At 72.7% G+C, this 21,773-nt stretch carries 20 protein-coding genes; 10 read left to right on the top strand and 10 right to left on the bottom strand.

Annotated elements, in window-relative coordinates; all coding sequences use genetic code 11:
• The first annotated feature begins 37 nt into the window (after nt 1-37).
• Both N8J89_RS20190 and N8J89_RS20185 read left to right on the top strand, forming a co-directional pair.
• Nucleotides 38-352 carry an ArsR/SmtB family transcription factor gene (locus N8J89_RS20190; protein ID WP_283665932.1) on the top strand — a complete coding sequence of 105 codons (315 nt, stop codon included), beginning with the start codon at nt 38-40 and terminating at the stop codon, nt 350-352.
• A 190-nt stretch (nt 353-542) separates the two neighbouring features.
• Nucleotides 543-1,583 carry a rhamnogalacturonan acetylesterase gene (locus N8J89_RS20185; protein ID WP_283665931.1) on the top strand — a complete coding sequence of 347 codons (1,041 nt, stop codon included), beginning with the start codon at nt 543-545 and terminating at the stop codon, nt 1,581-1,583.
• A gap of 81 nt (nt 1,584-1,664) precedes the next feature.
• Here N8J89_RS20185 and N8J89_RS20180 read toward each other — a convergent pair whose 3' ends face one another.
• Complete coding sequence (locus N8J89_RS20180) at nt 1,665-4,607, bottom strand: AfsR/SARP family transcriptional regulator (RefSeq protein ID WP_283665930.1); 2,943 nt, start codon at nt 4,605-4,607, stop codon at nt 1,665-1,667.
• A 141-nt stretch (nt 4,608-4,748) separates the two neighbouring features.
• On the opposite strand from N8J89_RS20180, the gene N8J89_RS20175 reads away from it, so the two are divergent.
• Complete coding sequence (locus N8J89_RS20175) at nt 4,749-5,177, top strand: hypothetical protein (RefSeq protein WP_283665929.1); 429 nt, start codon at nt 4,749-4,751, stop codon at nt 5,175-5,177.
• Between the two features lie 12 nt (nt 5,178-5,189).
• Here N8J89_RS20175 and N8J89_RS20170 read toward each other — a convergent pair whose 3' ends face one another.
• Nucleotides 5,190-6,806, bottom strand: coding sequence for an alpha/beta fold hydrolase (locus N8J89_RS20170; protein ID WP_283665928.1), 1,617 nt, complete (start codon nt 6,804-6,806; stop codon nt 5,190-5,192).
• A gap of 94 nt (nt 6,807-6,900) precedes the next feature.
• On the opposite strand from N8J89_RS20170, the gene N8J89_RS20165 reads away from it, so the two are divergent.
• Nucleotides 6,901-7,785 (top strand): LysR family transcriptional regulator, encoded by an 885-nt coding sequence (locus tag N8J89_RS20165; RefSeq protein ID WP_283665927.1) that lies wholly within the window; start codon nt 6,901-6,903, stop codon nt 7,783-7,785.
• A 6-nt stretch (nt 7,786-7,791) separates the two neighbouring features.
• On the opposite strand, the gene N8J89_RS20160 is transcribed toward N8J89_RS20165, so the two are convergent.
• A complete protein-coding gene (locus tag N8J89_RS20160) occupies nt 7,792-8,496 on the bottom strand; it encodes a type 1 glutamine amidotransferase domain-containing protein (RefSeq protein ID WP_283665926.1) in 705 nt (234 codons plus the stop codon).
• 117 nt (nt 8,497-8,613) lie between these two features.
• Between N8J89_RS20160 and N8J89_RS20155 the strand changes: the two genes are divergently transcribed.
• Nucleotides 8,614-9,480 (top strand): helix-turn-helix transcriptional regulator, encoded by an 867-nt coding sequence (locus N8J89_RS20155; protein ID WP_283665925.1) that lies wholly within the window; start codon nt 8,614-8,616, stop codon nt 9,478-9,480.
• Nucleotides 9,481-9,493: 13 nt separating this feature from the next.
• Here the strand turns inward: N8J89_RS20155 and N8J89_RS20150 are convergent, their stop codons facing one another.
• Together N8J89_RS20150 and N8J89_RS20145 are read right to left on the bottom strand one after the other, a co-directional pair.
• Entirely contained in the window at nt 9,494-11,251 is a 1,758-nt protein-coding gene (locus N8J89_RS20150; RefSeq protein WP_283665924.1) for a serine/threonine-protein kinase, read from the bottom strand.
• 9 nt (nt 11,252-11,260) lie between these two features.
• Nucleotides 11,261-13,090: an ABC transporter ATP-binding protein gene (locus tag N8J89_RS20145; protein WP_283665923.1), complete on the bottom strand. Its 1,830-nt coding sequence runs from the start codon at nt 13,088-13,090 to the stop codon at nt 11,261-11,263.
• A gap of 308 nt (nt 13,091-13,398) precedes the next feature.
• On the opposite strand from N8J89_RS20145, the gene N8J89_RS20140 reads away from it, so the two are divergent.
• The 5 genes from N8J89_RS20140 to N8J89_RS20120 all read left to right on the top strand — a co-directional run bounded on the left by N8J89_RS20140 (nt 13,399) and on the right by N8J89_RS20120 (nt 17,873).
• The gene (locus N8J89_RS20140; protein WP_283665922.1) at nt 13,399-14,388 is read left to right on the top strand and encodes a sporulation protein; all 990 of its coding nucleotides are present in this window, start codon (nt 13,399-13,401) and stop codon (nt 14,386-14,388) included.
• A 26-nt stretch (nt 14,389-14,414) separates the two neighbouring features.
• Nucleotides 14,415-14,684: a GlsB/YeaQ/YmgE family stress response membrane protein gene (locus N8J89_RS20135; protein WP_283665921.1), complete on the top strand. Its 270-nt coding sequence runs from the start codon at nt 14,415-14,417 to the stop codon at nt 14,682-14,684.
• A gap of 137 nt (nt 14,685-14,821) precedes the next feature.
• Nucleotides 14,822-15,481, top strand: a complete 660-nt coding sequence (locus tag N8J89_RS20130; protein ID WP_283665920.1) for a response regulator — start codon at nt 14,822-14,824, stop codon at nt 15,479-15,481.
• Complete coding sequence (locus N8J89_RS20125) at nt 15,478-16,569, top strand: sensor histidine kinase (protein ID WP_283665919.1); 1,092 nt, start codon at nt 15,478-15,480, stop codon at nt 16,567-16,569. The genes N8J89_RS20130 and N8J89_RS20125 overlap by 4 nt, the downstream gene beginning before the upstream one ends.
• Nucleotides 16,566-17,873: a cation:proton antiporter domain-containing protein gene (locus tag N8J89_RS20120; RefSeq protein WP_283665918.1), complete on the top strand. Its 1,308-nt coding sequence runs from the start codon at nt 16,566-16,568 to the stop codon at nt 17,871-17,873. The genes N8J89_RS20125 and N8J89_RS20120 overlap by 4 nt, the downstream gene beginning before the upstream one ends.
• Here N8J89_RS20120 and N8J89_RS20115 read toward each other — a convergent pair.
• Genes N8J89_RS20115 through N8J89_RS20095 form a run of 5 tightly spaced genes read right to left on the bottom strand, consistent with a single transcriptional unit; the run spans nt 17,846 to nt 21,725 of the window.
• On the bottom strand, nt 17,846-19,060 hold the full coding sequence (locus tag N8J89_RS20115) for a PP2C family protein-serine/threonine phosphatase (RefSeq protein ID WP_283665917.1): 1,215 nt from the start codon (nt 19,058-19,060) through the stop codon (nt 17,846-17,848). The genes N8J89_RS20120 and N8J89_RS20115 overlap by 28 nt on opposite strands.
• Nucleotides 19,057-20,076 (bottom strand): SpoIIE family protein phosphatase, encoded by a 1,020-nt coding sequence (locus N8J89_RS20110; RefSeq protein WP_283665916.1) that lies wholly within the window; start codon nt 20,074-20,076, stop codon nt 19,057-19,059. The genes N8J89_RS20115 and N8J89_RS20110 overlap by 4 nt, the downstream gene beginning before the upstream one ends.
• Complete coding sequence (locus tag N8J89_RS20105; RefSeq protein WP_283665915.1) at nt 20,064-20,492, bottom strand: ATP-binding protein; 429 nt, start codon at nt 20,490-20,492, stop codon at nt 20,064-20,066. The genes N8J89_RS20110 and N8J89_RS20105 overlap by 13 nt, the downstream gene beginning before the upstream one ends.
• On the bottom strand, nt 20,482-20,865 hold the full coding sequence (locus N8J89_RS20100; protein WP_283665914.1) for an STAS domain-containing protein: 384 nt from the start codon (nt 20,863-20,865) through the stop codon (nt 20,482-20,484). Before N8J89_RS20100 ends, N8J89_RS20105 begins: the two co-directional genes overlap by 11 nt.
• Nucleotides 20,862-21,725, bottom strand: a complete 864-nt coding sequence (locus N8J89_RS20095; protein WP_283665913.1) for an STAS domain-containing protein — start codon at nt 21,723-21,725, stop codon at nt 20,862-20,864. Before N8J89_RS20095 ends, N8J89_RS20100 begins: the two co-directional genes overlap by 4 nt.
• Nucleotides 21,726-21,773: the final 48 nt, after the last annotated feature.

Here is a 21,773-nt window from a genome sequence, read left to right as displayed (position 1 = left end):
ACGATGAAATTGAAACCCGACCGTGCGAGGAGGCAAGGTGCCGGACACCGAGGGGCATCCCGAAGTCGCGGAGATGGAGCTGCGGTCCGTGCTGAGCGCTCTCGCCGACGACCACCGCCGCCTGGTGATCGTCACGCTGCTCGGCGAGCCGGCGGACACCGAACGCACGTGCCTGTCCTTCGGGCTGCCGGTCAGCAAGTCCACGCTGACCCACCACTTCCGCGTGCTGCGCGAGTCGGGTCTGGTCAGGCAGGTCGACCGCGGCAACAGCCGCAAGGTGCGGTTGCGCCGCAACGACATCGAGGAACGCTTCCCCGGCTTGCTCGCGCTGCTGGCCCGGGAGAAGGCGTAGCCGCAAGGCCCCTTTCGCCCGGCCGTTCAACAGGGGTCGTCGAATGCGCGGTCGAATTTCGACGATGCTGTGCACGTTCACAGATACAAGGCGAGCTGCTCTTGAAACGGGCGCGTACGTGCTGTTCCATCAGAGCTACTCGCGCCCCAAGAACGCTGTGCACGTTCACATCATGACGGCTGGAGACTCCGTGTCCCTGAAGCGTTTCGCGTTCCTCACCGCCGCGGTGAACGTGGCCGTGCTGGCTCCCGTTCCGGCCACGGCCGCGCCGGCGGCGTTGCCACCGCAGTGCTCGGGCACCGCGCCGATCAAGTGCGGTTTCACCCTGGCACCAGGCAACTACGACGTCACGGTGGAACTGGGCAGCACCACCAAGGCCGCCAACACCTCGATGTCGGTGGAAGCACGCAGGCAGGTCCTCAACCCCGTCTCCACCACCGCGGGCCAGGTCGTCCGCGCCACGGCCACGGTCAACGTCCGCAACCCCGAGGGCCAGCCCACCGGACAGGGCGGCAACGGCACCCCGGGCCTGCAGATCACCTTCAGCGGCACCGCACCCGCGATCGGCGCGCTCACCGTGACCCCGGCCAAGGCCCCGCTGGTGGCCTACCTCGCCGGTGACTCGACCGTCTGCGACCAGCCCACCGCGCCCTACACCGGCTGGGGTCAGCACCTGCCGGCCCTCCTGCGTGGCGGCGCCGTGGTGGCCAACTACGGCGACTCCGGCGAGAGCTCGGGCAGCTTCCTGTCCAACAGCGCGCTCTTCCCCCGGATGAAGCCGCTGATCAAGAGCAGGGACCTGGTGTTCATCCAGCTCGGGCACAACGACAAGCAGACCACCGCGTCCGCCTTCCGCGACAACCTCACCCGCCTGGTCAACGGCGTGCGCGAGCGCGGCGGCGTGCCGGTGCTGATGACGCCGCCGGTGCGCAGGCTCTTCAACGGCAGCACACTCACCGCCACCGCGTTGCACGTCAACGGCGTGGGCGTGGACCTGCCCGCGGTGATCCGGGCGCTCGGCCGCAGCGCCAACGTTCCGGTCATCGACCTGACCGCCAAGAGCAAGGCGCTGGTGGAGTCGATGGGTCCATCGGCCTCCCAGGCGCTGTTCCTGACCAGGGAAGCGGGAGACAACACCCACTTCTCCGCACGCGGCGGCGCGGAGATGGCCACCCTCGTCGCGCGGGGCGTCCGCGAGCTGAACCTGCCGCTGGCCGGCTACCTGCGCTGACCCAGGAACCTCGGCTTCACGCCGCACCGCTGGCCGCCACCCCGCGGTCCTGTGTGGACATGGGCAACCCGTCCAGCTCGGTCAGCTCGACCGGGCGCGAGTCACCAGGGAACGTGCGCGCTCCCTGTGCTCTGTGGCGAGCCGGTGCTCGCCACCGGTCTCGTGGTGTTCGGCGAGGCGCAGGTGGATCTCGCTCCGCAACCCGGGGTTGTCGATCCGGACCGCGAAGGTCATCGCCTGCTCGTACTGCTCCACGGCCTGCTCGTGCTGACCGAGCCCGTGGTGGGCCGAGCCCGCGCGCAGCTGGGCGAGGCAGTCGTGCCACGGATCGGGTGCGCCCGCCGGCACCGCCAGGTCGAGGTGGCGCCTGGCCTCGGCCGGACTGCCGAGCTGGACGAGGGTGTTGGCCAGGCCCGCGTGCACGGCGTGGATGCCCCAGCCCCAGTGCAGTTCCCGTTCCAGGTCGAGGAGTCGCTGGAGCTGGTCGCGGGTCCGCTCGTGCTGGCCGAGGCGTTCCGTGGTGGCGGCCAGGGCGAGCCGGGCGAAGTACTCGCCTGCGGCGTCGGTGGCCAGCGCCAGTGCGCGGTCGGCCTGCCGCAGGGCGGCATCGTGGTCGCCGAGCCAGCTGGAGACGTTGGCCAGGCTGGTGCGGGCGAGCAGCTCCAGCCCCCGGTCGGCCGCCTGGACGGCGAGCAGGACCGCCTGGCCGGCCTGCCGCGAGGCCGTGCCCCAGCGTCCCCAGTGCGCGTAGGCGGCGCTCAGGTAGACGGTGGCCGCCGCGACCATGGGCGGCTCGGCTGTTCCCCGTGCGAGCTCGCGGGCTCGTTCGAAGCAGCGGGCCGCCTCGGGGTAGTCGGCCTCGTGCCAGTGCGCGCGGCCGAGGTTGAGCACGGTGCCGGCGTGCGCCCATGCCTGCGGAACGTGTTGCGCGGCATGCAGGGCGAGGCGTTGGGCGGTCCGGACCTCGTCGGCGTGGCCGCGGCGGAAGACGTAGTCCTGCAAGAGGTGGCCCAGCGCCCAGGTGCGGTCGTGCCAGCCGTGGTCGGCGGCGGCCTCGACCGCGGCGAAGAGGTTGGCGTGCTCGGCGGTCAACCAGGCGAGGGCCTGCGCCCTGGTGTCCATCGGGGGCAGGTGTTCGGGCCGGTGGGCGCCTGCCAGCGCCGGACTGCGGCGGGTCGTGACGTAGCTGGGGTCGCCCACCGCCAGCGCGCAGCCGTGCAGGTAGTAGTCGAGCAGGCGGCGGGTCGCCTGCTCGCGGAGCCGCGCGGGCCGGGTGCGGGCCAGGTGTTCGGCGGCGTAGCAGCGGAGGAGGTCGTGCATGCGGTACCGGTCGCCGCTGTCCTGCTGCACCAGGTGCGCGGCCGCCAGCGCACGGAGCGCGCGGTGTGCCCAGGCGGGGCTCCTGGCGGTCAGCGCGCTGGCGCCCAACGGATCGATGTCGGCTCCGGGGAGCAGGCTCAACAGGCCGAACAGCTCGGCGGCCTCGGCGGTGAGGGCTCGGACGGAGGCGGTGAACACGGTGCGCAGGCTCGCGGTCAGCTCCGCGGCGTCCAGGGCGTCCAACCGGCCGTGCGCGTCGTGCAGCTCCTTGGCGAGTGTGGCCAGCGTGAGCCCGGGCCGGGCGCGGGCGCTGACGATGCTCAGCGCGAGTGGCAGTCCTTCGCAGTGCCGCAACAACTCGCCGACCGCCTCGGGTTCGGCGGCCAGCCGATCCGCGCCGAGGTGGGCGAGCAGCAGCGCCCTGGCCGCGCCGTCGGCGAGCGCGTCCACGGTGACCGGGTGGGCTTCGTGCTGGACGACCAGGCCGCTGAGGCGGTGGCGGCTGGTGACCAGCACGGTGCAGGTGTGTTCGCCGGGCAGCAGTGGCCGGACCTGCTCGGTGTCCCTGGCGTCGTCCAGCAGGACCAGCATGCGCCGTCCCGCGACCAGGCTGCGGTACAGGGCGGCTCGCGCGTCCACGTCCACCGGGATCCCGGCGGGCTCGACGCCGAGGGCGTGCAGGAAGCCGGCCAGCACGGTCGCGGGGTCGGTCGGCGCGCTCGTGGGGTGGAAGCCCCGCAGGTCCGCGTGCAGCTGGCCATCGGGGAACCGGCCCAGGTTCCGGCCGGCCCACTCCAGGGCGAGCCAGGTCTTGCCAACGCCACCCGCGCCGGTGATGACCACCCAGTCGCCGCGGTCGTGCACGGCCCGGTCCAGCCGGGCGAGCTCGGGCTCCCTGGCGATGAACCGGCGCGGCGGCGCAGGCAGCTGCCGTGGCGTGGACAGGGTCACCCGGCCCTGAGGTTGCCGCGGTTCGAGTTCGGGGTCCGCCGCGAGGATTCGCTGGTGCAGCTGCTGGAGGCGGGCGCAGGGGTCGACGCCCAGTTCCTGGGCCAGCCGCCGGTGCAGGCTCCGGTAGTGCGCCAGCGCCTCGACCGCCCGCCCGCAGCGGTACAGGGTCAGCATCAGCTGCTCGGCCAGCCGCTCGTCCAGGGGGTGTGCCGCGGCGCGGGCGGCGAGTCCGGTGAGCAGCTCGGTGTGCCTGCCGCAGCGGAGCATGGCCTCGCCGCGGTCCAGCTCCGCGGCCAGCCGCTCGGCGAGCAGGCCGGTCCGCACCTCGCCGGCCCACCGCGTGTCCAGTCCGGCCAGCGGCTGGCCGCGCCACATGCCGAGCGCCTGCTCGAACCGGCTGACCGTGCGCTCGTCGTCACCGCCTTGCCTGGCCTGGCACAGCAGGGACCGGAACTGGTGCAGGTCGACCGAGTCCGGCTCGGTGGCCAGCAGGTACCCGCTGCCGCTGCGGGTCAGCCGGATCGCCTCCGCAGGCCGCAGCACCGACCTGAGCCGGGAGATGTAGGTGGACAGCACACCCCGCACCCGTTGGGGCGCCCGCTCATCCCACACCCGGTCGATCAACTGCTCGGTGGACACGACCCGGTTCGCCTCGACCAGCAGCACGGCCAGCACACTCCGCTGGCGGGCGTGCCCGAGCGCGACGGCCCGGTCCGTCCATGCCCCGATCTCCCCCAGGATCCCAAACCGCATGGCTTCCTCCCCCACCCGAAGCCTGCCACCCGCGCACGCCCATGACCACCGGGTTCCAGAGTTCCTCCAAGTTCGTTCACAGCCGGGTTCGCAGCATGGTGCGCAGTGAGCTAGTTGCTCCGGTTCTCTGGAGGGATTCCGATGAAGTACTGGCACAAAGTCCTCTGTGCGACCGTCAGCGCGGTCGCGCTGCTGTTCAGCACCACGGCCGGCGCCCAGGCCGTGGCCGAGACGCCGTCCGGCACGGCAGTGACCGCGGCGGCCCCGGCTGCCGGGTGCAGCATCGTCGAACAGCGGTACTTCAAGCAGTCCTGGATCCGGCTCTGGGCCTGCCCGTCCCCGCGTCCCAACATCGACTGGTTCCACGCCCAACTGACCAACGCCTATGCGGGACTGGGCGAATGGGTGGAGATGTACTACCGCCCGTACAACGTGAACGGCCCTGTTCCCGACTCCAGGGTGTATGCGACCGGCTCCGCACAGGACATCAAGACGAACAGCTACTACGGTCTCCCCGGGCAGCTCCAGGCCTGTGCGTGGGTGATCAACGAGTTCGCCTGCACCTGGTGATGATCGGCATGGTCAGGGGCGGCGGTGCGCGGTGACGATCCAGGCCCGCGAGTCGAACAGCACGCCGCTGCCGGTGGTGTGCGCGTCGAGGGTGGCGCGTAACCGCGTGCGGGCCTGCTCAGCGGCCGCGGGGTCCAGGCCGGCCAGCAGGTCGCCGAACTTCAGCAGGCGGAGCACGGCGTCGAGGGCGGTGGCGCTGTCCGGGCCGTAGTAGACGGGCACGTGCACGTCGGTGAAGCTGATGCCGGTGAACCCGGCCGCCGCCAGGACCTCCTCGGTGGCGGCCGGGTCGGCGAGGGAGAACGCGTCCGGCCCGACGGGTGTGGCCGGTGTGGCGGTGAGGGACTCGCGGATCGCGGTGGCCCACTCGTTGCGGTCGCGTCCTTGCCAGACCAGCAGCACCAGGCGCGCGCCGGGACGCAGGGCGCGGCCGATGTTGGTGAACGCGGCGACCGGGTCGGCGAAGAACATCGTGCCGAACCTGCTGATGCAGAGGTCAAAACTCGCCGGCGGAAAGCGGTGCGCCTGCGCGTCCGTCTGCTGGAAGGTGATGTTGGTCAGCCCCTGTTCGGCGCTGAGCCCGCGGGCTCGTTCGAGCATCGGCGCGGAGACGTCGACGCCCACCACGCTCCCGTCGACGGCGGCCCGGGCGGCCTCGCGGGTGGTCTGGCCGGCGCCGCAGCCGATGTCGAGCACCCGGTCGCGGGCACCGATGCGGGCCGCGGCGCGGAAGAGTTCGTTGTGCTGGCGCAGTTCCGCGTCGTAGTCGAACAGCTCGGGCAGCACCCGGGTGTGCTGGAGCAGCGCCGGGACGAACACCTCCCACAGTGGCCTCGGCAGGTCGTGCCCGGCGCCTGCCAGGACCAGCAGCCGCGCGCCGGGAACCGCCTCGCGCAGCGCGTGTCCGTGCGGAAGCGGGCACACCGGGTCGAGGTCGCCGTGCACCACCAGGGTCGGCGCGGTGATGGCGGCGAAGTCGCGGGCGGACCCGTCGAAGCTCATCGCGTAGTGGTTGACCAGGGTGGCCGCGATGTCGCGGGCGCGGGCCACGTCCCGCTCGACCAGCGCGCGGGTCGCGGTCTCGTCGAAGTGGGGCGAGCCGCCCGAGCACGCTTTGGCCGATGCGACAACGAAGTCCACCACCGCGCCAGCATCGGCGGGGTCCGGGTCGGCGGGGATGCCACTGGCGAGCTCCGGCGCGGACGGCGGGAGCCCGTCCGCACCCGTGGAGGTGGAGACGAAGGTCAGTGACGCCACCCGGCCGGGGTGGTCCACGCCGAGCAGGAGCCCGATGCCGCCGGACATGGACCGGCAGACGATGTGCGCGCGCTCGACCCCGAGTGCGTCCAGGACTCCGAGCGCGTCCGCGGCCAGGTCGGTGTAGGCATAGCCCGGCCGCCCCGGTGGGTAGCTGGTGGACCTGCCGGTGTCCCGGTTGTCGTAGCGGATCATGAACCGGTCGCCGCGCGCGATCTGTTCGCACAGCTCGGTTTCCCACCACAGCATCGAGGCGGCCGCGCCGTCGATGAGCAGGATCGCCGGGTCCGCGGGGTTGCCGAAGGTCTCGACGCACAGCTCGACGCCGTTGAGGTCGAGGAGCTTCTCGCCGTGCGAGAGGTGATCGGTCATGGGCGTCACGCTAGCCCCGCCTTGCCATCGGCAACAGCGATACTTTCCGATCGAATCAATCGCCCTCTGCGATGTACCTGGCTAGGGTGGGCTCATGTCCGACGTGGAACTGCGGCACCTGGGCACGATGGCCGCGGTGGCCGACGAGGGCTCGTTCGGGCGGGCGGCCGCACGGCTCGGGTACACCCAGTCGACGGTGAGCCAGCAGATCGCGGCCCTGGAGAAAGCCGTTGGGGGCCCGGTGTTCGACCGGCCGGGCGGACCGAAGCCGGTGCGGATCACCCCGCTCGGCACGGTCGTGCTGGCCCACGGTCGCGAACTGCTGGCCAAGGCCCAGGGGCTGGCCGCGGCCGTCGACCGGTTCAAGGCCGGTGACGGCCGGGTCGACATCGGCACCTTCCAGAGCGTGTCCAACGTGATCCTGCCGCCGGTGGTGCGCGGGCTCCGGAAGGAGCATCCCGGCTGCGACATCAGGCTGTTCGAGGAGGAGACCGACCGGCCACCGGTGCACGAGCTCGACCTGATGTTCTTCGACAGCCGCGTGGACGGCGAGGTCGAACACCGCAAACTGCTCGACGATCCCTACCTGCTGGTGGCCCGCCGCGGCACCTTCCCCGACGGCCCGGTGCGGCTGGCCCAGCTCGACGGCGCGCCGATGGTCGCGCACCCGCCGGTCTGCGACCAGGCCCGGATGGAACAGGCGCTGGCCCGCCACGGCGTCGCGCCGCGGATCGTGTTCCGCACCGCGGGCAACGAAACCGTGCTGTCGATGGTGCGCGCCGGCCTGGGTTCGGCGATCCTGCCGCGACTCGCCCTCGGCGGCGCCGACCGGTCGCTGCGCGTGCACGAGCTCGAGCCGGGACTGCCACCGCGCGAGATCTTCCTGCTGTGGCAGGCGAACCGCACCCACTCCCCGCTCGCGGCTCGGGCGATCGAGATCGCCGTGGAGGTCGCCGGCAGGATCGCCGAACCCGCTTGACGGCGGCTATCGCGCCGGCTGGCGGAGGGCGGCGATCATGGCCTCGGCCATCGGAGCGCTGGAGGCCGGGTTCTGGCCGGTGAACAGGTTCCGGTCCCGAACGGTGAAGGGCTGGTAGGCGGGTCCCCCGGCGTGCTCGGCCCCCAGCTCGCGCAGCCTGCTGGCGAGCAGCCACGGCGCTCCCTCGGCCGTGCCGAACAGCTGCTCCTCCTCATCGGTGAACGCCGCCATCTCCCGGCCGGCGAACAGCCACCTGCCTTCCTCGTCCACCGCGGAGAGCAAACCGGCCGGACCGTGGCAGACCGCGCCGATGAGCTTCCCGGCGGCGTCCGCCTCGGTGAGCAGGCGGCCGAGGTCGGCGTCCTGGCAGAGGTCGACCACCGGGCCGTGGCCGCCGGGCAGCACCACCGCGGCGTAGTCGTTGAGGTCGACCTCGCTGAGCTTGCGCGGCGGGCCGAACGCGCTCAGCACCTGCTCGGCGTAGCTGACGTACCGGGCGCAGTCCGGGCCGGCGATCTCCGGGTTGGCGCTGTGCTCGTCGAGCGGCTGCGACACGCCGCCGGGAGAGGCGAAGTCGACGGTGTGACCGGCCTCGACGAACTTCTCGTGCGGCGCGGCCAGCTCCTCGGCCCAGTAGCCGGTCGGGTACGACGTGCCGTCGGTGCGCGCCCACGTGTCGGCGGCGGACATGACGATCAGGATCTTGCTCATGGCTCAAGCCTGCCGGGGCGGAATCCCGTGCAGGCGCTCATCTCGCGCCCTGCGGGACCTCGGACCCGGCTGCCTAGGACGCACAGGGCCAGGCACGCGGGAGCGCTGTCCGGGAGAATGGGGCGTGTGGCCGACAGCAACCGCGAACTCGCCGATTTCCTGCGGCGCGCCCGCGCCCAGGTCGACCCGGCACGGGCGGGTCTGCCGCCGGATGGACGGGTGCGCCGGGTGCCTGGTCTGCGCCGCGAGGAGGTCGCGCGGCTGGCCGGGGTGTCCGCCGACTACTACGCCCGGCTGGAGCAGGGGCGGCGCATCGTGCCGTCCGCGGCGGTGGTGGCGGCGATCGGCCGAGCGCTCGAGTTGGACGCCGCCGGGCGCGCCCACCTGGCAGACCTCATCGGGCTGACCGCGAAGCCGGTTCGCCAGTCAGCCCGGAGCGTGCAGCGGGTCCGCCCCGGGCTCTACCAGCTACTCGACGCCCTGGACGGCGAGCCCGCGCTGATCCTGGGCCGCCGCACCGACATCCTGGCCGCCAACCGGATGGCCAGGGCCCTGTTCGCCGACTTCGACCGGCTGCCTGCGGCACAGCGCAACTACGCCCGCTGGATGTTCCTCGACGAGGACGCCCGATCGCTGTTCGTGGACTGGCCGGACCAGGCCAGGGCCGCGGTGGAGAGCCTGCGGTTCGAGGTCGGCCGCGACCCCGGGGACCGGGCCACCGTCGAACTGGTCGCCGAGCTCCGCGAGCACAGCCGCGAGTTCGGCCAGTGGTGGGAACAGCACCGGGTGCACCAGCGCACGCACGGCTCGAAACGGCTGCGCCACCCGCTCGTCGGGGACCTGACCGTCGAGTACGAGACCCTCACACTGCCCGGCGACCCGGACACCACCCTGTTCGTCTACACCACGGAAGACGGGTCACCGTCCCGGCGGGCGATGAACCTGCTCGCCAGCTGGGCGGCGTCCGCCCCGGTCGAGCGATGACGAGCCGTCCGGGTCACCGGGGTTCCCGGCCGCGACGGCGCACCACGTCCTTGATGAAGTCCAGCGCGGGCCGGCCCGCATCGGCCAGCACGCGCCCGTTGTTGAAGTTCCAGGCGAACAGGCGGTGCCGGGACAGCTCGGCCAGCGACTCCTCGGCGAGCAGCTCGCGGACGTCGCGTTCCATGATCTCGCGAGGGGTGTCGCTGGGACCGTAGGCGGCGACCATCACCGGGCCGTACTCGCCGAGGCGGCGCACGCACTCCCGGATGGTCGCCACGTTGCCCTCGGGGTCCTTGGCCAGCACGGCCTGGTAGTCCGAGGCGCGCAGCACCTCGGCGAAGTGCGCGAACATCGACGGCCCGCCGCCGGTCGCCGGGTGGTCGTCCTCGGCCTGCCAGGCGTCCCAGCCCATCGCGACCCGCGCGTTGGGGGCCTCCTCCCGGATGATGTTCCGGACCTCCAGGTACCGGTCCATCAGCGCCCGGTAGTACGCCGTGGTCGAGGGCTCGTCGGCGTAGACCCCGTTCATGCAGGCGAACTTGTTGACCTCCTGGAACACCGTGACGTACAGCGGCGGCCCGTCGGCCCGGCCGGCGAAGATGCGGGCGAGGCTGCGCATGTGCCGGGGGAAGTCGGCGGAGAGCGGATGGCCGCGCCCGCAGCCCACCCCGTACTTGGTGTTGACCGGCACCTCGGGGTCCTCGAAGCCCCAGTCGGCGACGATCACGTGCAGCGCGTAGCCCTGGGCGTAGGCGTTGGCCACCAGGGTGTCCCGCCAGTCCTGGAACTTCGGCAGGTCGCTCGGCTTGTGGTAGTTGGTGGTCAGCATCCGGACCGGGGTCTCGCGCACCAGCTCGGCCGCGAGCGCGGAGTTGATCTGGTCGCCCAGGCCGAACAGCAGCGAGGCCTGGCCGTTGCCCGGCACGGCCGGGGCGCTGGACCCGGTGAGCGCGTTGCCGGGCTGGGGCCGCGCCTCGGGCCAGAAGATGACGGCGGCGGCGACCACGGCCGCGACCAGGCCGAGCGCGGTGGCCAGCACGGCACGCCGCGCGGGCCTGCGCGCGTCGATGCCGCCGAGCAGCCGGGCGGCCTTGGTCGCGCTGGGGCGGCGGGCCGGGAGGTCGTCGGTCATCGCGGCCAGTGCCTGGGTCAGCCGCCGGTCGGTCCGCGGGTGGCCCTCCACCGCGACGGAGAGGGTCACGCCGAGGGCGTAGACGTCGGAGGCCGGGGTGGCCCGGTGCCCGGTGAGCACCTCGGGCGCCAGGTAGCCGGGCGTGCCGCCGCTGAGCGCGCTCTCGGTCTGGGTGACCTGGTGCCAGCTGGCGATGCCCAGGTCGGTCAGCTTCGCCGTGCCGTCCTCGGCGAGCAGGATGTTGGCGGGCTTGACATCCCGGTGCACCATGCCCTTGGCGTGCATGGCGGCCAGCGCGCCGGCCAGCTGCGCCCCGACGTGCGCCGCCCGCTCCGGCGCCAGCGGTCCGTCGGTGCGGCAGACCTCGGCCAGGCTGCGGGCGGGCAGGTACTCGGTGACCAGCCATCGCCGGTCGCCCTCCACCACCACGTCGAACACCGAGATCACGTTGGGGTGGTGCACCCCGGCGCCGATCCGCGCCTCCCGCCGGGTCTGCTCGCCGTCGCCGGTGCGGGTCAGCTTGAGGGCCACCTCCCGCCGCAGCTCGAGATCCGTGGCCCGCCACACCTGCCCCATGCCGCCCTCGCCGACGGCCTCATCGAGGCGGTACCGGTCGGCGATGGTGTCCCCGATGCGCACGGGCGGAGTCTAGTCACCGCACGAGGCCGGTGCGGGAGCGCTCCCGGTCACGAGTTCGGCGTAGTGGCCGTTGCGGGCCACCAGCTCCTCGTGGGTGCCGCGCTCGACGATCTCCCCCCGGTCCAGCACGATGATCTGGTCGGCCCCGCGCACGGTGGAGAGGCGGTGCGCGATCGTGATCACCGTGCGGTCGGCCATGATCTTGTCCAGGGCCTCGGTGATCGCGCGTTCGGTGCGCGTGTCCAGCGCGCTGGTCGCCTCGTCCAGCAGCAGGATCGGCGGGTTGCGCAGGATGGTCCGGGCCAGGGCGATGCGCTGCTTCTCGCCGCCGGAGAACCGGAACCCCCGCTCGCCGACCACGGTGTCGTAGCCGTCGGGCTGGCTGGCGATCAGCTCGTGGATCTGCGCGATCCTGGCCGCTTCGACCAGCTCGGCGTCCGTGGCGTCCTCCTTGCCGAACCGCAGGTTGTCCGCCACCGAGGCGTGCAGCAGGTAGGGCTCCTGCGTGACCACCCCGAGCATCCCGGCCAGTGCGGTGAAGCTCAGGTCGCGCACGTCGATGCCGTCGATGGTGACCGCTCCGGAGTCCACGTCGTAGAGCCGTGCGACCAGGTAGCCGAGGGTCGTCTTCCCCGAACCGGTCCCGCCGACCACGGCCACCTTCGTGCCCGCGCGGATGTCCAGGTCGATCCGCCGCAAGGTCGGCTCCGGCGCGCCGGCGTAGCGGAAGGAGACCTGGTGGAACCGGACGTCGCCGCGGATGTCGGCCGGGGCGCGGATCACCGGGTCGGCGCGCTCGACGATGTCGACCTCGCGGTCCTGGTAGTCGAAGATCCGGGCGAAGTGCGCCCGCGCGGTCCGGAACTCCACGGTGGAGCGCAGGATCTCCTCCAGCGGCCAGGTCAACGTCTCCTGCAGAGCGATCATCGCGACCAGGGTGCCGATGGTGATCGACGGCGTGTCGCCCATCAGGAAACCGCCCAGCAGGTAGGTCAGCGCGGGCATGGCCGAGATCAGCAGCGTGACCACCGAGTACTCCCACTGCCCCGCGGTGTGCGAGCGGACCTCCAGACCGGCCACGTCCCGGGAGGTGCCGGTGAACCGCTCGACCATCCGCCGGGAGCGGCCCATGGTCTTGCTCAGCACGATGCCGGAGACCGACAGCGACTCCTGGACCAGGGACTGCATGTCGGCGAGCCGTTCCTGCTGCCGGGTGGTCACCCGCTCGCGCAGCGCGCCGACCCGCCCGTTCACCCAGATGGAGAACGGCAGGGCGAGGAAGGAGAACAGCGCCAGCCGCCAGTCCAGGACCAGCATCGCGACCACCGAGACGCAGACCACCGCCGCGCTGCGGGTCAGGTCCACCGCGGTGTTGGTCACGAAGGACTGCATGCCGCCGATGTCCTGGGAGATGCGCGACTGCACCTCGCCGGTGCGGGTGCCGGTGAAGAACCGCAGCGACATCCGTTGCAGGTGGCCGTAGACGCCGATGCGCAGATCGTGCATGACGGCCTGGCCGACCCGCGACACGATGAGCGTCTGCACGACACTCACCACCGCCTCCACGGCCGCGATCGCGATCAGCCCGCCGACGAAGACGAACAACAGCTGGAGGTCCTTGTTCGGCAGCGCCTCGTCCACGATCGCCTTGACGATGAACGGGGTCAGGATCCCCACCACCGAGGTGAACGCGATCAGCCCCATCACACTGGCCAGCCGCCACCGGTAGGGCGCGAACAGCCGCCAGATCCGGCGACCGTCCACCCGCACCGGATCACCGATCGACCCGGAATCCTCCGCGTCCGCGACATCGCGCCACGAGGAATGCCCGACGGTCATGTCCAGCTTCCTTCCTTCTACGACTGTCTACATTGGATAGTCCACATGCGATCGATCGACACCGACGACGCCGACGGCGGTGGAGACTACCGAGCGAAGCCCTGCGACGGCACCGAGTTTCCCCGGCGGCGCGCGCTGACCAGCCACCTGGCGGGGTGCCATCCAGCCAGTCAGGGGGTTGTTCCGGACGCCTGACAGATGTTGCCGGCCGGTGCCGCCGGCGCAGGCTGGTCCACATGAGACAGGCGATGCGCACCAACGGGAAACCGAAGTCAGCGCCGTTCCACACTTCCTGAAGGAGACTGTTCATGTTCAACCGGATGCTGAGCGCCTTCGGTATCGGTGGCCCCTCCGTCGACACCGTGCTGGACTCCCCGTACGCCGTGCCCGGACAGGCGCTGACCGGGCAGGTGCGCGTCCAGGGCGGCTCCGCCGACACCGAGATCGGCCAGGTGGTGCTGTCACTGGTGATCGAGGCCGAGGGCGAGCACGGGGACGGCGGCACCGCCGAGTTCTCCCGGCTGGTGGTGCAGCAGGGCGTGCGCGTGCCCGCGGGTGAGCTGGTCGCCATCCCGTTCCAGCTGCCGCTGCCCTGGGAGACGCCGATCACCGCGGTCGGCGGCTCGCCGCTGCCGCGGATGGCGGTGGGGGTGCGCACCGAGCTGGTGATCGCGGGCGCGCCGGACAAGGGTGACCTCGACCCGGTGCAGGTCGGCCCGCTGCCCGCGCAGAACAAGGTGCTGGACGCCTTCGGGCAGCTCGGGTTCTCCTTCCGCGGCACCGGCGTCGTAGCGGGCCGGGCGCCCGGCGTGGCCCAGGAGCTGGGCTTCCGCCAGGCGCTCCGGTTCGCCTGCCCCGCCCAGTACGCGGGCCGGGTCGAGGAGGTCGAGCTGACCTTCGTGGCCGGTCCGCACGAGCTGTGCGTCCTGCTGGCCGCCGACCGGCGCGGCGGCATGTTCTCCCCCGGCGGCGACACCTTCGGCCAGTTCCGGCTCTCGCACCAGGAAGCGCAGGTCACCGACTGGGCCTCGCTGATCTCCGGGTGGCTCGCCCAGGCCGCCGAGCGCCGCCAGGTGAACCCGGCCTTCGGCGGTGGGCACGGCGGCCACAACCCGGCCTTCGGCAGCCAGCCCGGTTACGGCCAGCCCGGTTACGGCGCTCACCAGGGATATGACCACCCCGGCCAGCAGCAGCGCGGGCCGGGCATGGGCGGCATGCTCGCCGCCGGTGCGGCCGGTGTGGTCGGCGGCGTGGTGCTCGGCGAGGTCGCCGAGGAGATGTTCGGCGACGACGAGTGACCCAACTGACCACATAAGGAGCGACCATGGCCATTTCCGGAATTGTCAGCGCACTCATCGTCGGCCTGCTCATCGGCGCGCTGGGCAGGCTGGTCGTGCCCGGCAGGCAGCGCATCCCGATCTGGCTGACCGTGCTCATCGGCATCGGCGCGGCGCTGCTCGGCACGGTCATCGCCAACGCGCTCGGCGTCGGCGACACCAGGGGCATCGACTGGATCGAGCTGATCATCCAGATCGGGCTCGCCGCCGGTGGCGTGAGCCTGCTGGCGGGCACCTACGGCCGCAGACAGGGCTAGCCCCCGAGAACCGGCGCGGCGGGCGGGCCCCTCCCCCGAAACTCGCCTGCCGCGCCGCCCTGGTCCGGCCCCGGGTGGCCGCCGGAGGCCGGTGGTGACCACACTGGACGGACACAGGATCCACAAAGGAGCGTGGCATGATTCGGGTGGTCGTCGTGGACGACGAGGAGCTGGTGCGCTCCGGCTTCCGGCTCATCCTCCAGGCGGCCGGGGACATCGAGGTCGTCGCCACCTCCACCGGCGAGCAGGCGGTGCGCGCGGTGGGCCTGCACCGGCCCGACGTGGTGCTGCTGGACATCCGGATGGCCGACATGGACGGGCTCACCGTGCTCCGCCAGCTCCAGGGCCTCAAACCCCCGCCCGTGGTCGCCATGCTGACCACGTTCGACTCCGACGAGTACATCGTCACGGCGCTGCGCTCGGGCGCGGCCGGCTTCATCCTCAAGGACACCGCGCCCGCTCAGCTCGCCCAGATGGTGCGCACCCTGGCCGCGGGCGGGGTGGTGCTCTCCTCGAAGGTCAGCCGCACGGTGGTGGAGGGCCACCTCGGTGGCGGCGCGGACGGCGAGGCCGTGGCGCGCGCCGGACAGCTCACCGAGCGGGAGCGCGGAGTGCTCGTGCTGATCGCGGAGGGACTGTCCAACACCGAGATCGGCGCCAGGATCCACGTCAGCGTCGGCACGGTGAAGGACCACGTCAGCGCCATCCTGACCAAGCTGCGGGTGGGCAGCAGGGTGCAGGCGGCGCTGGTCGCCGAGCGCGCCGGACTGCTCGCCGACGGGGAGCGCGGACCGTGACACCGCGGCTGCCCCGCTGGCTGACCGACACCGCCGTGCTGGCGGTCGCCGCGGTCGAGGCGGCCATCACCGGGATCACCGAGTCCAGCACGGCCGCCGCGTTCGGCGCCGCCGCCGTGCTGGTGCTCGTGCTGCGCCGCCGCTGGCCCCTGCCCGCCTTCGCGGTCGCACTGCCTGCCGTGGTGCTGCTGGGCGCGATCATCCCGGTGATCGTCACCCTCTACACGGTGGCCGCCCGGCACCGGAGCTGGTGGCTGCTCGGCGGCTGCGGACTGGCCGCGGCGGTCAGCCTGGTCTTCCCGCTCTCCGAACCCGGCGCGCCGATCCCGATCCCGGACCTGGTGCTGGACATCATCTACTCCACGATGACGGCGGGCGCGCCGATCCTGCTCGGCCGGTTCCTGCACACCCGGCGTGAGCTGGCGCTGCGGCTGGCCGAGGTCAAGGAGGCCAGGGAGCACGAGCGGCAGCTGGACGCCCAGGTGATCCTGACCAAGGAACGCAACCAGCTGGCCCGCGAGATGCACGACGTGGTCTCCCACCAGGTCAGCCTGATCGCGGTGCAGGCCGCGGTGGTCACGGTGAGCACCCCCGATCCGACCGTGCGGGAGGCGGTGGAACACATCCGCACGCTGTCGGTGAACACCCTCGACGAGCTGCGGCACATGGTCAACCTGCTGCGCGCCTCCGGCACCCCGGCCACCGAGCTCGCGCCCCAGCCCACGCTGACCGACCTGGAACGCCTCATCGACAACAGCGGCATCGACACCCGGCTGGTCGGCAGCGCGCCGCCCGGGGTCGAGGCGCCGGTGCAGCGGGCCATCTACCGCACCATCCAGGAGGCGCTGACCAACGTCCGCAAACACGCCCCGGGCGCGCAGGCCACGGTGGAGTTCAGCCACGACGACACCGACCTGACCATCACCGTCACCAACACCCCGCCCACCCGGCCCGCGCTCACCCTGCCCAGCGCCCGCCACGGGCTGATCGGATTGCAGGAGCGGGCCGCGCTGCTGGACGGCCGGATCCACGCCGGTCCCACGGCCGACGGCGGTTTCCAGCTCCGGCTGCGACTTCCGGTCACATGAACTCGCTACTGCTCATGATCGCGGTCGCCATCGCGGTCCGTTCCTTCGCCGCGGCCCGGCTGGACCGGTGGAACCTCGGCGCACCGGTGGTCACGGTCGCCGCCGGGGTGGTCATCGGCCTGGTCAACGAGAGCTCCATCGCGCTCGCGCTCAACACCGAGGCCACCCTGTACGTGGCCGAGATCGTGCTGGCCGTGCTGCTGTTCGTGGACGCCACCGAGGTCCGTGGCGGGCGGTTGTGGGGCAGCTCGCCCGGCCTGGTGGCCAGGGTGCTGCTCATCGCGATGCCGCTGAGCCTGCTCGCGGCGGTGTTGCTGGGCTGGCTGCTGTTCCCGGACCTGCCGTGGCCGATGCTGCTGCTGCTGCTCGCCGGGGTGGTCGTGCCGATCGACTTCGCCCCGGCCGAACGGGTCGTGCGCGACCGCGGCCTGCCCTCGCGGGTGCGCAGCGTGCTCAACGTGGAAAGCGGCTACAACGACGGCATCATCTCGCCGCTGTTCCTGTTCGCGTTGATCCTGGCCGGCGACCAGACCCAGCAACGGACCCCGCTGGACGCGCTGGCCACCGTGCTGCCCTTCGCGCTCAAGGCCCTGCTGGTCGGGGTGCTCTTCGGCGCGGCACTGGCGTTGCTGCTGACCGCGGCCCACCGCGCGGGCTGGCTCACCGAACAGTCCGGGCGCATCGCCGTGCTGCTGGTGCCGCTGCTGACCTACACCGCCACGGTGGCCATCGACGGCAACGGGTTCGTGGCCTCCTTCATCTGCGGCGTCACCTTCCGCTACGTCCACCGGCTGGCCAAGGCCCGGCACATCCACCGCTCCCCCGCCGGTCGCGACCTGCTGCGCGCCGGTGTGCTGGACGAGGACTTCCGCCTGCTCGAGGACTTCACCACGCTGCTGACCATGACGCTGTGGTTCGTGGTGGGCGTCAGCGCCGTGCTGGCCTTCTCCGCCGGGCTGCCGTGGCAGGTCGCGCTGTTCTGCTTCGCCGCGATCACCGTGGTGCGCATCCTCCCCGTGCACCTCTCCCTCGCCGGATCGGCGCTCTCCCAACGGGAACGCCTCCAGGTCGGGGTGCTCGGGCCACGCGGCACCACCTCGGTGGTGTTCGGGCTGCTCGCCTTCAACCGGCTGCCCGAGGGACCTGCCGCCGACACCATCCTGCTCGTCACGGTGACCTTGGTGCTGGGCAGTGTGCTGCTGCACGGCATCGGCGCGGGTCCCACCGTGCGGTGGCTGACGCGCGCGAAGTCAGCGGGTGTCCTGCCCCCGTCCGCTCAACGGGGCGATGGCGCCGTGCGGTAGCGGGCGGCCAGCAGCAGGGTGTCGTCGGTGTGGGTGACCACGGTGCGCAGCCCGGCCACCACGGTCTCGGTCAGCTCCCCCACCGGCAGCGCGGCGTGCGCCGTGGCCGCGGCCAGCAGGCGGGCCTCGCCCTCCTCGGCGTCGCCGCGGCATTCGGTCAGCCCGTCGGTGTGCAACAGCAGCAGGTCGCCCTCGGCCAGGGTCTCGGTGCGCACCTCGAAGCTGCCCGGCAGCGGGAAACCCACACCCCGGCCGGGCACGGTGAGGTACTCGGCGGCCCCGTCGGCGCGCACCAGCAGGGCCGGTGGGTGGCTGCCGTTGGCCAGCTCCAGCCTGCCGGTGCGCGGGTCGAGGCGCGCGAGCAGCACGGTGGCCATCAGGCGCGGGTCGGTGATCCGCAGGGCGATCGCGGTCCGCTCGACCAGCTCCCCCAGCGGGTAGCCCTCCAGGCACAGCGTGCGCACCGCGTGCGTGACGTGCAGGGCGTTGCGGGTGCTGGCCACGCCGTGGCCGACCGCGTCCACCACGGTGATGTGCAGGCTGCCGTCGGGCAGCACGAACCAGTCGTAGAGGTCGCCGCCGGTGGGCGCGTCCGCCTCGGCCGGGGTGTAGTGCACGGCCAGGTCCACGCCCGGCACCACCGGCGGCGGCGGGCGCAGCGCGTCCTCCAGCTGCCGGAAGATCTGCGCGTGCGAGCGGCGCAGCTGCTCGTCGCGCTCCTCCAGCTGCACGTACATGGCCAGCACGCCGCTGTTGGTCTCGGCCAGCTCGTGCTTGAGCTCCCACTGCTCGCGTTCCAGGCCGTCGAGGCGGGCCAGCACGGCGGCCAGCTCCTGCTCGGCCGCGGTCTCGGCCGGGCAGTCCGGTGCGGGCGGCACCTGCGGCACCGGGATCCGCCACACCGCCACGCCGGGGCCGCCGGGCTCGGGCACCAGCGGCAGGTCCGCGCCCGCGACCGGGGTGTGCTCCGGGAGCCGCAAGGTGATCACGAGCAGCGGGCCGCTCGGGTCCACCTCATCGGTCACCCGCACCGGCTGCCCGGCCGCGAGCACCGGCCGGGCCAGCAGCGCGACCGCCAGCACCAGCCGGGCCCTGGTCTCCACCGGCACGCCGTGTTCGGCGCACCGAGCGCGCAACCCGGCCTTGAGCTGGCTCAGGTCGAGGACGGGTGAGGTGTCCCTGTTCATCCGGCTCCTTCCCGTGCCCTGGCGATGAGGACCGTGGCGTCGTCGCGGAGCTGGCGGTGCCGGTGGGCCAGCTCGGTGGCCAGCAGCGCGGGCGGCAACCGCACCGGCCCCACGGTCTCCAGCAGCGCCGCCGTGGCGTCCAGGCCGTCGCTGTGCAGCACCACCGTGCCGCCGAGGCTCAGGTCGACGGTGGTGACCTGCGGGGTGATCAGGTGCAGGCCGACCACGCCCGGCCGGCTGAGCAGGCTGCGCCGGGGGCCGTCGCCGAGCACCAGCCCGCGGATGTTGCCCACCCCGCAGAACTCCGCCCGACCGCCGGCCACCCGGAGCACCGCGGCGGCCGCTCCCCTGGTCAGCCGCAACCGGTGGTGCAGCGCGGTGAGCAGCCGCGCCGGTGGCAGCTCGGGGTCGCGCCGGAAGGTCAGCACGGCCTGCTCGGCGGCCTCGGCCGCGGCCGGTCCGTGGCCGAGGCCGTCGACCAGCAACGCGGTCCAGCCCTCGCCCGCCCGGTGCAGGGCCAGGCCGTCGCCGCTGACCCGTTCGCCGTCGGCCGGCACCCGGACGTAGCCGAAGTCCTTGTGCGGCAAGGAAGTTCCGGCCGGGTTGATGAGCCGGGCCGCGGCCACCGTGCCCGTGCCGGGCTCGGAGTGCAGGTGCAGCTCGGTGGCCATCCGCCGGATGGCGCCCAGTCCGGCGCCGAGCGTTCCGGTGGTGGAGTGCCCGTCCACCAGGCAGCGCGCCAGGTCGGCCATGCCCGGCCCGGCGTCCGCGGCCAGGATCTCGATGCCGTGCCCGAGCAGCAGCGGCTGCACCGCGATCACCCCGTCGCGGGCGTGCTTGTCCAGGTTGCTGCCCAGCTCCGAGGCGATCACCGCGGCCTGCTCCGGCATCGCCCCCGGCAGCCCGGCGGCCAGCGCGGCGGCGCGGGCGGCCTTGGCGATCCCGTGCACCGCGCTGGCGTGGTCCACCCGGAAGCTCTGGGTGGGCTGCTCGGCGGCGTTGATCACGTGGCCCACCTGGTCACCGTCACGGTGGTCCCGGCCCCTGCCCCGGTGTCCAGGTGGAACTCGTCCACCAGCCGCCGGGCGCCGCCGAGCCCGTGGCCCAGTCCCGGCCCGGTGCTGTAGCCGTCAGCGAAGGCCGAGGTCAGGTCGGGGATGCCCGGGCCGGAGTCGCGCACGGTCAGCCGCAGCCCGCGCCTGCCGGTCAGCGAGCGCACCTGTTCCACCACCAGCGAACCGCCGCCACCGTGGATGTAGGCGTTGCGCACCAGCTCGCTGGCCGCGGTGACGATCTTCGTCTGGCCGATCAGGTCGAACCCGGCGGCCACCGCGGCCGCGCGCACCGCGTGCCGGGTGCGCAGCAGGTCGTGCTCGGCGCGGATCGGGTAGGTCTCCGCGGCCGGGGCCGGTGCGCTCTGGTCACGAAGCATGGCGCCGCGCTCGCTGCCAGCCCAGCCGGACCATCGCGGCCTCGGCGTCCAGCGCGGTCTCCACACCGGTGAGCTGCAAGCCGAGCTCGGAGAGCGTGATGGCCACCGCGGGCCGCATGCCCGCCACAATCATCCGGGCGCCGAGCAGCCTGCCGGTGCCCGCCAGCTCGATCAGCAGGCGGGCGGCGAAGGAGTCGAGCAGCTCCAGCCGGGAGATGTCGATGACCACGCCGCGGATCCCCTCGGCGGCGATCCGGTCGGTGAGCTCGCCGGTGAACCGCAGCGCGGCCGTGTCGTCGAGGTCCTCCAGCAGCCCGGTCAGCAGGATGTCGCCCAGCCGCAGGATGGGCACGCTGGAGCGCGGCGCGCTCATGACCGCACCGGCTCGTCGCCGGTCAGCCGGATCGCGTCGGCCAGCGCGTCGGCCAGGGTGGCCCTGGTGACGATGGCGGACAGGTCGATGCCCAGCTGGGTGATGGTCTGCGCGATGGTCGGCCGGATGCCGCTGATCAGGCAGTCCGCGCCCATCAGCCGGACCGCGCTGACGGTCTGCAGCAGGTGCTGGGCCACCACGGTGTCCACCATCGGCACGCCGGTGATGTCGATGATCGCGACCCTGGCCTCGTGCGCCTGGATGGCCTCCAGCAGCCCGTTCATCACCACCTGGGTGCGGGTGCTGTCCAGGGTGCCGATCAGCGGCACGGCCAGCACGTGCCGCCACAGCCGCACCACCGGGGTGGACAGCTCCAGCATCTCCTGGTGCTGGGAGCGGATGATCTCCTCCCGGCCTTCCACGTAGGCCTGGAAGGTCAGCACCGCGGCCGCGTCCAGCAGCCGGTTGATCTCACCGGCCACCGCGAGCAGCGTGCCGGGATCGGCGTCGAGCCGGGACGCCTGTGCCAGCAGCGCCTCCTTGAGCGCGAGCACGGCCATGGCGGTGTCCGCGGGCGGCGTGCCGGTGCGGGCCCGGCGCAGCGACAGGTCGGCCAGCGCCTCCCGCAGCGGCTCGTGCGCCCTGACCACCTCGGGCAACGGCAGCGCGGAGGCCATCCCGGTGCGCAGTCCGTCCAGCACCGCGACGGCTTCCGCGCGCAGGTCGGCCTCGTGCAGCCGGGGCGGTTGCTCACCGCGCTCGACCTGTAGCTCCACCCAGCGACTGGCCACCTCGGCGTCATTGCCGGAGAGCACCTGGCTGAGCAGGTTGCGGGCCGCGTCACCGTCGTTGGCCACCACCAGTGGTTCCCCTCTCGCCTGCCGTTCATCGGTCAAACTATTGTCTCA

This window comes from Crossiella sp. CA-258035 (assembly GCF_030064675.1).
In the GTDB taxonomy this organism is placed as follows: Bacteria; Actinomycetota; Actinomycetes; order Mycobacteriales; family Pseudonocardiaceae; genus Crossiella.
Note: the sequence above shows the minus strand (reverse complement) of the source record. Positions and strands in the feature narration are given on the sequence as shown.

Excerpts from the sequence above, each read along its gene's own strand:
- N8J89_RS20140 (WP_283665922.1), top strand. The coding sequence starts at position 13,399 with ATGTTCAACCGGATGCTGAGCGCCTTCGGTATCGGTGGCCCCTCCGTC.
- N8J89_RS20120 (WP_283665918.1), top strand. The coding sequence starts at position 16,566 with ATGAACTCGCTACTGCTCATGATCGCGGTCGCCATCGCGGTCCGTTCC.
- N8J89_RS20145 (WP_283665923.1), bottom strand. The coding sequence starts at position 13,090 with ATGACCGTCGGGCATTCCTCGTGGCGCGATGTCGCGGACGCGGAGGAT.
- N8J89_RS20175 (WP_283665929.1), top strand. The coding sequence starts at position 4,749 with ATGAAGTACTGGCACAAAGTCCTCTGTGCGACCGTCAGCGCGGTCGCG.
- N8J89_RS20155 (WP_283665925.1), top strand. The coding sequence starts at position 8,614 with ATGGGGCGTGTGGCCGACAGCAACCGCGAACTCGCCGATTTCCTGCGG.
- N8J89_RS20160 (WP_283665926.1), bottom strand. The coding sequence starts at position 8,496 with ATGAGCAAGATCCTGATCGTCATGTCCGCCGCCGACACGTGGGCGCGC.
- N8J89_RS20170 (WP_283665928.1), bottom strand. The coding sequence starts at position 6,806 with ATGACCGATCACCTCTCGCACGGCGAGAAGCTCCTCGACCTCAACGGC.
- N8J89_RS20130 (WP_283665920.1), top strand. The coding sequence starts at position 14,822 with ATGATTCGGGTGGTCGTCGTGGACGACGAGGAGCTGGTGCGCTCCGGC.
- N8J89_RS20105 (WP_283665915.1), bottom strand. The coding sequence starts at position 20,492 with ATGCTTCGTGACCAGAGCGCACCGGCCCCGGCCGCGGAGACCTACCCG.
- N8J89_RS20100 (WP_283665914.1), bottom strand. The coding sequence starts at position 20,865 with ATGAGCGCGCCGCGCTCCAGCGTGCCCATCCTGCGGCTGGGCGACATC.
- N8J89_RS20180 (WP_283665930.1), bottom strand. The coding sequence starts at position 4,607 with ATGCGGTTTGGGATCCTGGGGGAGATCGGGGCATGGACGGACCGGGCC.
- N8J89_RS20135 (WP_283665921.1), top strand. The coding sequence starts at position 14,415 with ATGGCCATTTCCGGAATTGTCAGCGCACTCATCGTCGGCCTGCTCATC.
- N8J89_RS20115 (WP_283665917.1), bottom strand. The coding sequence starts at position 19,060 with ATGAACAGGGACACCTCACCCGTCCTCGACCTGAGCCAGCTCAAGGCC.
- N8J89_RS20165 (WP_283665927.1), top strand. The coding sequence starts at position 6,901 with ATGTCCGACGTGGAACTGCGGCACCTGGGCACGATGGCCGCGGTGGCC.